At 70.3% G+C, this 10115-nt stretch carries 11 protein-coding genes; 3 read left to right on the top strand and 8 right to left on the bottom strand.

Annotated elements, in window-relative coordinates; all coding sequences use genetic code 11:
- Positions 1-796 (top strand): MFS transporter (locus L810_RS35285; protein WP_042977488.1); only part of this gene is annotated, 796 nt, incomplete at its 5' end.
- A gap of 9 nt (positions 797-805) precedes the next feature.
- Here the strand turns inward: L810_RS35285 and L810_RS35280 are convergent.
- Positions 806-1189, bottom strand: a complete 384-nt coding sequence (locus tag L810_RS35280) for a DUF4377 domain-containing protein (RefSeq protein ID WP_021162960.1) — start codon at positions 1187-1189, stop codon at positions 806-808.
- A gap of 626 nt (positions 1190-1815) precedes the next feature.
- On the opposite strand from L810_RS35280, the gene L810_RS35275 reads away from it, so the two are divergent.
- Positions 1816-3009, top strand: coding sequence for a tyrosine-type recombinase/integrase (locus tag L810_RS35275; RefSeq protein WP_021162958.1), 1194 nt, complete (start codon positions 1816-1818; stop codon positions 3007-3009).
- Between the two features lie 46 nt (positions 3010-3055).
- Here the strand turns inward: L810_RS35275 and L810_RS35270 are convergent, their stop codons facing one another.
- The 4 genes from L810_RS35270 to L810_RS35255 form a co-directional block, all read right to left on the bottom strand.
- A complete protein-coding gene (locus L810_RS35270; RefSeq protein ID WP_021162957.1) occupies positions 3056-3454 on the bottom strand; it encodes a lysozyme inhibitor LprI family protein in 399 nt (132 codons plus the stop codon).
- Positions 3455-3666: 212 nt separating this feature from the next.
- A complete protein-coding gene (locus L810_RS35265; protein WP_027791772.1) occupies positions 3667-3885 on the bottom strand; it encodes a YXWGXW repeat-containing protein in 219 nt (72 codons plus the stop codon).
- A 61-nt stretch (positions 3886-3946) separates the two neighbouring features.
- Positions 3947-5104 carry a DUF1501 domain-containing protein gene (locus tag L810_RS35260; RefSeq protein WP_021162955.1) on the bottom strand — a complete coding sequence of 386 codons (1158 nt, stop codon included), beginning with the start codon at positions 5102-5104 and terminating at the stop codon, positions 3947-3949.
- 2 nt (positions 5105-5106) lie between these two features.
- Entirely contained in the window at positions 5107-6501 is a 1395-nt protein-coding gene (locus L810_RS35255) for a DUF1800 domain-containing protein (RefSeq protein ID WP_021162954.1), read from the bottom strand.
- 815 nt (positions 6502-7316) lie between these two features.
- Between L810_RS35255 and L810_RS35250 the strand changes: the two genes are divergently transcribed.
- The gene (locus L810_RS35250; RefSeq protein WP_021162951.1) at positions 7317-8111 is read left to right on the top strand and encodes an alpha/beta hydrolase; all 795 of its coding nucleotides are present in this window, start codon (positions 7317-7319) and stop codon (positions 8109-8111) included.
- Between the two features lie 164 nt (positions 8112-8275).
- On the opposite strand, the gene L810_RS35245 is transcribed toward L810_RS35250, so the two are convergent.
- Genes L810_RS35245 through L810_RS35235 form a run of 3 tightly spaced genes read right to left on the bottom strand, consistent with a single transcriptional unit; the run spans position 8276 to position 9959 of the window.
- Positions 8276-8779, bottom strand: coding sequence for a periplasmic heavy metal sensor (locus L810_RS35245; RefSeq protein ID WP_021162950.1), 504 nt, complete (start codon positions 8777-8779; stop codon positions 8276-8278).
- Positions 8776-9198 (bottom strand): hypothetical protein, encoded by a 423-nt coding sequence (locus L810_RS35240; protein ID WP_021162949.1) that lies wholly within the window; start codon positions 9196-9198, stop codon positions 8776-8778. Before L810_RS35240 ends, L810_RS35245 begins: the two co-directional genes overlap by 4 nt.
- Entirely contained in the window at positions 9195-9959 is a 765-nt protein-coding gene (locus tag L810_RS35235) for an RNA polymerase sigma factor (protein WP_021162948.1), read from the bottom strand. The genes L810_RS35240 and L810_RS35235 overlap by 4 nt, the downstream gene beginning before the upstream one ends.
- Positions 9960-10115 lie beyond the last annotated feature (156 nt).

Below are 10115 nucleotides of genomic sequence, written 5' to 3'. Positions count from 1 at the left end.
CGGCTGTGCGCTGCTGTCGGTCGCGATGATCGCGCTGTCGCTCGCGATCGACCCGCCGATGCCCGCGCATCGCGCCGCATGGGCGGCCGGGCTCGCGGCGCTCGGGCTGGCGAGCGCGCTCGCGTACCTGCCGTATGCGCGGCGCCGCGCGCAGCCACTGTTCCGGCTCGGGCTGTTCCGCGAGCCGAATTTCGGTTCGGGGCTGCTCGGCAACCTGCTGTGCCGGATCGGCACGAGCTCGGTGCCGTTCATGCTGCCGCTGCTGATGCAGGTGCAGCTCGGCTATACGCCGCTGCAATCGGGGCTGATGATGCTGCCGGCCGCGATCGCGGGGGTCATCGCGAAACGCTGGATCGCCCCGCTCGTGAAGCGCTTCGGCTATGCGGCGTTCCTGGTCGTGAATACGGGGATCGTCGGGTGCGCGATCGCGGGGTTCGCGCTGGTGTCGGTGCGGCCCGCGCCGCTACTGGAAAGCGCGCTGCTGATCGTGTTCGGCACCGCGAACTCGATGCAGTTCGCGGCGATGAACGGCGTGACGCTCAAGGGGTTGTCGCATGCCGACGCCGGCAGCGGCAACAGCCTGTTCACGATGATGCAGATGCTGGCGATGGGGCTCGGCGTGTCGATCGGCGGCGGCCTCGTCAACCTGTTTGGCGCCTACCGGGGCTCGATGGCGCACGGATTCATGCTGTCGTTCGCGTGCATGGGTGGAGTGACGCTGTTGTCGTCCGTCGTGTTCCGGCGGATCGACACGGTCGCGCCGGCGGCCGGTGCCGCAGCGCGCCCGTCCGCGTAAGCGCGGCCGTCAGTTCACCTGACGGCGCTCGACGACGCGCTTGAGCACCCAGCGAATCGACGAGCCGTCGGCCGGCGGCTGAGCCACGCGGTATTCGTCGATTTCGAGCGTGTACAGGTATCCGGGCTGGTACGCGAAGCCTTCGATGCCCGCGTACCACAGGCTCCACGGCTCGTTCGGGCTGTTTCGCACCTGCAGGCACTCCATCGGCGCGACGCCCGTGCATCGCGCGGATTGCGGCGCGACCTGGACGGTTCTGGTCACCGGCTTGCCGTCGTCGGCCGGGCGCACCGCGTTCGGCGCCGTGGCGACCGCGTCGGTCTGGCATCCGGCGACGAGCGTGCTGCCGGCAATGACGGCCGCGCCGAGCAGCGTTCTGGATTGGCGAATCATCTGATGTTCCTCAGGAAGCGTTGGCGGGCCGATTAGAAACCCTCGCCGCAAGAAAGTTCACAAACACCTTACGGAAACCGGGCCACCACCTTCATTCGTGGGACGCCGCGCGCGCGCCGGTACGTTACCGTGATCCGGTTCAGCCGCGCGCATCACCGCCGGCGGCTCGCACGCGCACACCGGACGACGTGGCCTGTTCAGCCCTGCCGGCCCGGTGCCCGCAACAGGAGACAACCCGAATGACCACGGCGCCCGCGGCCCCGCCGCCGTATCGCGCCCAGCACGGGCCTGCGCACGCCCGACGGAATCGAGTGCGGTTTCCGCGTGTGCCACGGCGGCAACGCTCGTTCGACGAGCACCGGCCGCCCGGAAAACCGCGACGACAACGCGCAACGCACACCAGCCACGCCGATGGCGCGGCGCGGCGAGTCACCGCCACATCGCGAAAACGATGACGCGGCTGTGCTCGCCCGCCGCGCGCTTCATTGCCCGTCTGGCAATCGCCGTCGACGGCGGGTTCACCGTGTGATGATCGTGTACCATCGACGCTTCCTGATTGGCCTGTTCGCGCCGCGTTCGTCCGCCCGCCTCCACGCGTACGATCCGCTCAGCGCACCCCGTTTCGCATGACCTCACCCGTTCCGTCCGACGCCGCGCTGCGCCCGCTGCCGATCGATGCGCTGACCGTGCCGGCCGCGCTCGATGGACGCACGGGCACCAACCGCTCGACCGGCACGCATCCGCAGATTGCCGCGACCAACGACCTCGACGCGGTGCGCGCCTGGCTCGCGCGCTTCGTCGACACACCGACCACGTTCCAGAACTACCGCAAGGAAGCCGAGCGCCTGCTGCTGTGGGCCGTGATCGCGTGCGGCAAGCCGCTGTCGTCGCTCACGCACGAAGATCTGATCGTCTACCGGCAGTTCCTGCTCGCGCCCGCGCCGGCCGAGCTGTGGTGCGCGAACGGCGGACGCAAGCATCCGCGCGACGATCCGCGCTGGCGGCCGTTCTACGGGCCGCTGTCGGCGGCCAGCCAGCGGCAGGCGCTGGTGATCCTGAACGTGATGTTCTCGTGGCTCGTGCAGGCCGGTTACCTGGCCGGCAATCCGCTCGCGTTGTCGCGCCAGCGGCAACGCCGGCCCGCACCGCGCGTCACGCGCCATCTCGGGCAACCGCTGTGGCAGTCGGTCAAGGAAGCGATCGCCGCGATGCCGCGCGACGACGCGCGGGCGAGCTTCCATGCGGACCGCGCGCGGTGGCTGTTCACGCTGCTGTATCTCGGCGGGCTGCGCATCACCGAAGCGGCCGACACGACGATGGGCCAGTTCTTCTGCCGGCGCGACGCGGACGGGCGCGACCGCTGGTGGCTCGACGTGACGGGCAAAGGCGGCCGGCAGCGGCTCGTGCCGGCGACCGACGAAATGATGGCCGAGCTGTCGCGCTACCGGCGCGCGCACGGCCTGCCCGCGTTGCCGTCCGACGGCGAGCCCACGCCGCTCGTGCTGCCGGTCGGCCAGGCGCACAAGCCGCTCACGCGCGCGGCGCTGCACCGGATCGTGAAGCAGGTGTTCCGGCATGCGGCCGACCGGCTGCGTGCGAACGGCGAAGCCGGCGAGCAGCAGGCACGCGTGCTCGAACAGGCATCCGCGCACTGGCTGCGCCACAGCGCGGGCTCGCACATGGCCGACGGCCGCGTCGACCTGCGGCTCGTGCGCGACAACCTCGGCCACGCGTCGCTCACGACGACGAGCCAGTACCTGCATGCGGACGACGACTGGCGGCATCGCGAGACGGAGGAGAAGCACCGGATCGGATGGTAGGCGCGCACCGGCCTGGCGGCTCCCGGCTCGCACGCCACGCCGGCGCTCAGTGATCGAGTTCGAGCCCGCCCAGGCCGCCGTTGCTGCGGCATTTCGCGCGGTCGCTTTTCGCCGGCACGTCGATCTGGCCGCACAGCACGTCGATGCGCTTGCGGTAGCTGTCGATCAGGCACTGCGTCGTCGTGCAGCGGTTACGCGTCTTCAGCCACGCCCTCTGCGTCGCCATGAACTGCTCGTACTCGGGCGGATCCTCGACCGGATAGTTGCTGAAGTCGTAGAGCATGTGCTGGAAATCCGCGTTGAGCGCATCGTCGAGACGCGACAACGTCGGATTGGTGCAGATTTCACGCTCCACGAACGTGGACGCCTTCGTGCAGTTGAACGACGCGGCGTGCGCGCCGGTCATGCCGGCGACGACGGCCAGCGCAACGAGCCATGCTTTCATGTGGGTGCCGTAACGAAGAAACCGGCGGCCGCGGATCGGCTCGCCGTGGCGGACGAACGGGAATGCGCGTCGCCGGAAGCCCGTCGCCGGAAGCCCGTCGCCGGATGCCCGTCGCCACGATCCGGCAGCTTAGGGCAACGCGCATCGCAGTTCAATACGCAGCGCCGCTTCCCCGCACCCTCGCCGCACGCCGCGCGGCACGTCACGCCCGATCAGTACACGCCCACCCAGTGCCCGGGCACCCACGCCCAGTGATTGCCGGCCCACCGGTAATGCCCCTTCGCCCAGCGATAGCCCGGCGCGGGCATCGGCGGCGGCACCTCGACGACCGGCGCCGGCTGCGGCGGCCGCACGGGCTCGACCACGCAGGCGGACATCAACGTCGCACTGGCCGCTACCAGCACGGTGAGCGAAACGGAGCGGATCTTCATCATCTTGCATTCTCCCTTTTGTGTCGTGATTGAATCGGCGAGGAAGCGGCAACCCGGCGCATCACGCCGTGCCGCGAATCAGCCCGCTCATCGGCCGCATCGCGCCGCTTTCGACGAACAGCGCGGACGCGGTGCGGTGCGGATCGAGCCGCAGGCTTTCGGCGGCGGCGCCCGAGATCAGCGCGTCGAGCGACGCGGTCGGCTTCAGGTCACGCCCTTCGTACAGGTCGCCGGGCCGCAAACCCGGCCAGTCGGCGATCACGCGGCCGCCCGCGACCGCGCCGCCCGCGAGCATCGCGACCGACGCCTGCCCGTGATCGGTGCCGCCCGTGCCGTTCGCGGCGGCCGTGCGGCCGAACTCGGTCGCCACCAGCACCGTGGTCTGCTGCCATGCGGGCCCGAGACCGTCGCGCAGCGCGGCGAGCATCGTGTCGAGCGCTTTCAGCTGATTCGCGAGCCGCGCGTTCTGCGCACTGTGCGTGTCCCAGCCGCCCGTTTCGATCATCGCGATGCGCGGGCCGTCGTCGCGCGCGAGGAACGTCGCGGCGAGCTTGCCGACACCCGCCGGATCCTGCCGCGCATGCGCATCGCCGGCGAGGCCGCGCGCATCCATCGCCGACTGCCACAACGGGCCGAGCTGCGCGTCGGCCTCGTAGAGCGCCGACACGCGCGCGAGCAGGTCGTCCGGCGCGGCCGGCAAACCGGACGGCGCGTACGACGCCGCCTGCACGGTGCCGCGCAGCGCGAGCGGCACGGTCGGTGCGAACGCGATCGCGCTTTCGCGTGTCGCCGGCAGCAGCGCGGCGAGCCGGTTCAGCCATCCGTCCTTCACCTGGTACGGCGCACGGCCGCCCGTCTCGAGCACGTTCTGGCCGTCGAAATGCGAGCGGTCGCGATACGGCGACGCGATCGCATGAACGAACAGCGCCTGCCCGTCGCGGTACAACTGCGCGGTCTGCACGAGCGACGGATGCAATGCGAACGTGCCGTCGAGCCGCGTCGCGGCCGCCGTGTCGATCGCCAGCGGGCCGCGCAGCGACGCATATGCGGGTTCGGCATACGGCACCAGGGTGTTCAGGCCGTCGGCGGCGCCGCGCTGGATCACGAACACGAAGCGCCGGTCGGTCTCGACGTTCGCGAACACGATTCGCGGCGCGACGAGCATCGCGCCGGCGCCGGCGGCCGCCACGCGCAGGAATTGTCGGCGGGACAGTGCCATGGTCATCTCCGTTGGAAATCGGGCGATACGAGCAGCAACGCGAGCGACGTGGCCGCGCTTTCGGCACGCGACAGCGCGGTCGCCGTCGGCGCGCTCAACGAACCCGCGAGCAGCGTGTTGCCGAGCGTGCGCGGATCGAGCCGGTCGCCCGTGCGGGCGGCCAGCCGTTGCGCCAGCTCGACGCGGCGCACGAGCGCGTCGGGCGCGGCCCAGCTCGCGGCCACGTCGTCGTAGCCGGCCGGCGAGCCCGGCCGCCACACCGGCTGGCCGAGCTGCGCGAGCAGCGGCGCGGCCTTCAGGTCGCCCGTGTCGTGCCAGCCGAGCCCGCGCAGCGAAGAAACGGCCCACTCCCACGGCGTCTTGAACTTGCGGTTGACCGGCGACCACGCATCGGGCGCGTCGACGAGCGCGCGATAGACGGTCGGCAAATCGCCGCCGCTCGCGTCGAATGCGCGGGCGAGCCGGTCGGTCAGCGCGGGCGGCGGATTGTCGGCGACGAAATGACGGGCGAGCTGGAACGCGATATGCCGACCGGTCGCCTCCGAATGCGCGAGGTCGTGCAGGATCGCGCGGGCCTGCGATTCGCCGGGCTGGTCGTAGCTGCGCCCCATCACGATCCGCACGCCGGGCTCGTGCAGTTTCGGGCGAAACACGAACGCGCCGGGCGCCGCATCGCCGGGCTGCTGGCCGCGCCCGCCGGCGATGCTCCAGCCGGTCAGCGCGCGCGCGAATTCCGTCACGTCGGCCTGCGTATAACCCGTGCGTACGCCAAGCGTGTGCAGCTCCATGATTTCGCGCGCGAGATTCTCGTTGAGCCCGCGCCTGCTCGACGGATTGCGCGCTTCGGCACGCAGCGCGGCCGGGCTGTCGGGGCCGACCGAGCGCGCCTGGTCGAGGAACAGCTGCATCGCGGGATGCTGCTCGACGGCGACCAGCATGTCCTCGAAACGGCCGAGCACGTGCGGGCGGATCGCGTCGCGTTCGAACGCGCCCGCGTAGGCCGCCACCGGCCCCTTGTCGACCGATACCGCGAAATGGTTCGCCCAGAAATGCACGAGACGCTCGACGAACGGCGCGGGCGTGTTCAACGCACTGTTGACCCGCGCGACGACGGCACTGCGATACGTGTCGTTGCCGTCACGCCGGATCGACCGCTCGGTCGCGCGCTTCGTTGCGGGATCGTCGCCGGTCATCGCATTGCGCGCGTTCGCGAAGCGCGTGGCGAGCGCCACCGCGTCGGGCTCGCCGGCCCACGCGGCCGGCCGTACTTCGTAACGGTCGAATTGCGCGACGAGCGCCGCCTTCGGGTCGGCAGGCGGCGCTTCGTCGGCCCGCGCGCCGAGACCGAAGCGGTTCAGCGCGATGGCGGCCGGGGTGATGTCGTTCGGGTGGTCCATGACGGGGCTCGTGCGATGCGTACCCGTGTTAAACGTCGGCCGGCGGGAAATCCGTCGCCGGGAAGACGAATATTTCGGGTTTGGCGCGCGGGGGTTGAAAACGTGTGTGTCGGCGTGCGAGTTTCCTGCGCGGACTTGAATGCGTGTGTGTCGCCGTGCGAGTTTCCTTCACGGATTCGACCGACGGTGGCAACGCATCGACAGATCGCTCAGCCGCCGCAACGCGGCCCCGTGCCCCGCCGAGGGACGGGCACGCTTCGACATTCGGCCGACAGGCTTTCACCCGCCTGACCGGCGTGGGCCGGCCGGATCGTGCGTCGGCCGAAACCTCGGATGGGTCGAATGCCGCCTTGTCGCCCATATCCGCCCGGCGCTTGCCGTTCCCGGAAAGCGGCCTAGACTCAATGGAATGTATCGCTCCGGGTCACGGAGGTATCGTCGCCCCGCGCCGGAGCAAGAATTCGACGCAACCGGAGATCGGCCATGACCACGCTGCTCGCCATCCTGCTGCCGGCTCCCGTTGTCGCCTTTGCCGATCGGTTCGCATGAAGGACGACACGCGCGACCTCAAGCGCTACACCGGCGAAATCGTTCAGGTTGCCGAATCGCCTTGAACACCGCGCGTCTGGGGAACACGACGGTTCGGGCAGCCACGGCCCGGCATACTCGCGTCGACGTGGCGCCGCTACATTGAACAGGAGAAGCTGCCGCACTCCGTCCGGCCACGGTGGAATGCGCCGGCCACCGCTACGATGAATCCACTCCCTGTCAGCTTGCACGCGCGGTTTCGTTGCTTCGGTGCGAAGCGTCCGGCCATGCGCCGCGCACGCGCGTGGCTGCTCGCCATGGTGTTGGCGCTGCACGGTTATCCCGCTCACGCGCAGGGTCAGCCCAAGGTCGTCGACGTCCCGACCCGCCCCGGGGTCACCCAGCGGTTTCTCTTCATCGCGCCGGATGCGCCGAAAGCCGCGGCCATCCTTTACGCCGGCGGACACGGCGGGCTGCAACTGGACCCGTCCGGCCGGTTCGGATGGGGCGCAGGCAACTTTCTCGTCCGCACCAGGCAGCTGTTCGTGAATGACGGTATCGCTGTCGCGGTCATCGACGCACCGAGCGACCGGCAATCCGCGCCCTACCTCAACGGCTTTCGACTCTCGAAGGAACACGCCGACGACGCGCGTGCCGTGATCGCGTGGTTGAGGGAGCAACTGCACGTACCGGTCTGGCTGGTCGGGACGAGCCGCGGCACCCAGTCCGCCGCTGCCGTCGCGATCGCGCTGGCCGGCGGCGGCGGGCCGGACGGTATCGTGCTGACGTCCACGATCCTTCGTGAAGATCGAGGCGGTACCGCGGTCACAGACATGAACCTGGCCAGCCTCAGGATTCCGGTGCTCGTCGTTCATCACCAGAACGACGGCTGCAAGCATTGCCCCGTGTCCGATACGGATACGCTGTTGAAGAAACTGGATGCATCGCCGAAGGCCGAACGGATGATCGTGTCGGGCGGCACGTCCCGGGGCGATCCATGCGAAGCGTTCGCCTATCACGGCTTCAACGGCCTGGAGAGCAGTGTGGTCGACGCGATCTCCGCCTGGATGCTGGCACGTTGAGCGTCTCCGTCGCGTCACGCCGCCGTGGTCGCATTGCGATCGCTCGCGAACGCGTACCTGAAAGCATTACCGACCGGCGTTCGGCGTAGGCGTTGCGCAGCGCAGCGCAGCGCAGCGCAGCGCAGGAAACGCGCGCCGCCGCACGTCTCCCGCGCCGCGTTTCCTTACTGACTCCCCGCCTCGCCCTGCTTTTTCTGCAACTTCGGCGGCAACCGCCAGTTGCCGCTACGCCGCAACCCGTCGACGAACTTCGCGCGCTCGTCCGGCGTCAGCGTCGCCGCGAAATCGACGACGCTGCGCTCCACCTGCGCACGCAGCGCGATATCGGCCGCACGCGTGCGGTCGAGCGCGGCGTCGATCGCCGTGCGATCGAGTTGCGGCGCGGCGAGCAGATCCAGCACGGTGATCCGGTCGTCGCGCCCTTCCCGCGCGAAATCGCGACCGTCCTTGCGTGCCGCCTTCAGCGCGGCGGCGAATTCCTGCTGGCGCGTGTCCGGCAACTCGTCCGCGGCGAAACGCAATGCGGTGCGCGAAGCAGGTGCGCCCGCGGCCCGCAGGTCGCGATGCGTCGAGAACCACTGATACGCGCCGCCGCCGATCGCGCCGAGCATGAATACGTTCAGCAAGACCGAACCGACGAGAACGAATTTCCAGCCACGCTCACTCATTCATCACTCCAGTCCACGCTCGGTCCGCCGAACGTCGTTGTCAGGTAGCCCTGCTCGTGCGCAGGCGGCACGCTCCCGAGCATCAGCATCGACACGGCCACCGCGCCCGCGAGCGCGCCGGCCAGGCCCACGCCCGCGAATGCCGCGCCCGACCACCACACGGTGCCCCGCCGCCGCGTGCGCCGCGGCGCCGGGGCCGGCGCCGTCGCGACGATGCGCTCGACGAGCGCCGGCGCGGGCGGTGCGACCGTATCGTTGGCGAGCCACGCGTCGAGTTCGGCGGCCTCGTCCAGCGCCGCCAACGCGTCGCCCGGATGCGCGCGCGCCCATGCCTCGGCAGCCGCGCGCTCGCCGTCCGGCCAGCGCCGCGCATCCGAGCCGTACGCGGCGACGATGGTACGAAATCGTTCGGGTGTCATCGGATGTCCTCGCTAGGTGAATCGCCGGCCAGTTGCGCGCGCAAGTTTCGCCGCGCGCGCGCAAGCAGGCTTTCCAGCGCGTCGACGGTAATGCCCATCAGGTCGGCCGCCTCGATGTTCGACATGTCCTGATAGTACTGGAGCACGAGCGCTTCGCGCTGCCGCGCCGGCAACGCCGCGAGCGCCTGCCGCACGCGCGCGTCGCGCGAGCGGGTCTCCGCGCGGGCGGCCGGTTCCGGTTGCGGATCGGGCACGTCGGGCAACACGTCGACCGGTTCCTCGCGGCGGCCGCGCAAGCGGTCGTAGCACAGGTTCAGCACGACACGATGCAGCCACGTGTCGAACCGTGCCTCGCCCTCGCGCCAGCCCGGCGCCTGTTTCCAGATCCGCAAGAACGTCTCCTGTGCGACGTCCTCGGCTTCCGTGCGGTCGCCGAGCATGCGCGTCGCGAGTGCGAGCAGCCGCGGCAGCTTGCGCGCGACGAGCATGCGCACGGCCGACGCGTCGCGCGCGCCGACCCGTGCCACCAGCGCGGCGTCCGGATCGCCGTCGCTCAACGCGGGGCGCTCCAGCGCATCGCGCGTCTGTGCCGCGGCGCGCTCGTGAATGCGCCCGCCGTCAGACCGAAGCTCATCGTCGTGCTCTCCTTGCATGCGCCGCGCCATTACCCGGCCCCGCCACGCTGGCGGTTCGGGATCGCCGCACGCATCGCGCACGGCATCGGCAAGGTCCGTTTCATCGGCATCCGTTTCAGGCCGCATGGCGATCGTGTCGATCGGTTCGATCGGATGCCGGCCGCCCGGTCGCGCGAGCGGCGGCCGGCGCGCTCAATATACGACGACCGGCGCGGGCCGGTAATAGACCGGACGCGCCGGCACCACGACACAGCCGGCCAGCACGATGGCTGCGGCTGCCAG

Source organism: Burkholderia sp. AU4i, from assembly GCF_000466765.1.
Lineage (GTDB): Bacteria > Pseudomonadota > Gammaproteobacteria > Burkholderiales > Burkholderiaceae > Burkholderia > Burkholderia cepacia.
The sequence above is the reverse complement of the archived record's forward strand: the minus strand, read 5'-3'. Positions and strand labels throughout refer to the sequence as shown.

What these genes read in the sequence shown, in the direction of transcription:
- L810_RS35280 (WP_021162960.1), bottom strand. Translation starts at nt 1,189, where the DNA reads ATGATTCGCCAATCCAGAACGCTGCTCGGCGCGGCCGTCATTGCCGGC.
- L810_RS35275 (WP_021162958.1), top strand. Translation starts at nt 1,816, where the DNA reads ATGACCTCACCCGTTCCGTCCGACGCCGCGCTGCGCCCGCTGCCGATC.
- L810_RS35270 (WP_021162957.1), bottom strand. Translation starts at nt 3,454, where the DNA reads ATGAAAGCATGGCTCGTTGCGCTGGCCGTCGTCGCCGGCATGACCGGC.
- L810_RS35265 (WP_027791772.1), bottom strand. Translation starts at nt 3,885, where the DNA reads ATGAAGATCCGCTCCGTTTCGCTCACCGTGCTGGTAGCGGCCAGTGCG.
- L810_RS35260 (WP_021162955.1), bottom strand. Translation starts at nt 5,104, where the DNA reads ATGGCACTGTCCCGCCGACAATTCCTGCGCGTGGCGGCCGCCGGCGCC.
- L810_RS35255 (WP_021162954.1), bottom strand. Translation starts at nt 6,501, where the DNA reads ATGGACCACCCGAACGACATCACCCCGGCCGCCATCGCGCTGAACCGC.
- L810_RS35250 (WP_021162951.1), top strand. Translation starts at nt 7,317, where the DNA reads ATGCGCCGCGCACGCGCGTGGCTGCTCGCCATGGTGTTGGCGCTGCAC.
- L810_RS35245 (WP_021162950.1), bottom strand. Translation starts at nt 8,779, where the DNA reads ATGAGTGAGCGTGGCTGGAAATTCGTTCTCGTCGGTTCGGTCTTGCTG.
- L810_RS35240 (WP_021162949.1), bottom strand. Translation starts at nt 9,198, where the DNA reads ATGACACCCGAACGATTTCGTACCATCGTCGCCGCGTACGGCTCGGAT.
- L810_RS35235 (WP_021162948.1), bottom strand. Translation starts at nt 9,959, where the DNA reads ATGCGGCCTGAAACGGATGCCGATGAAACGGACCTTGCCGATGCCGTG.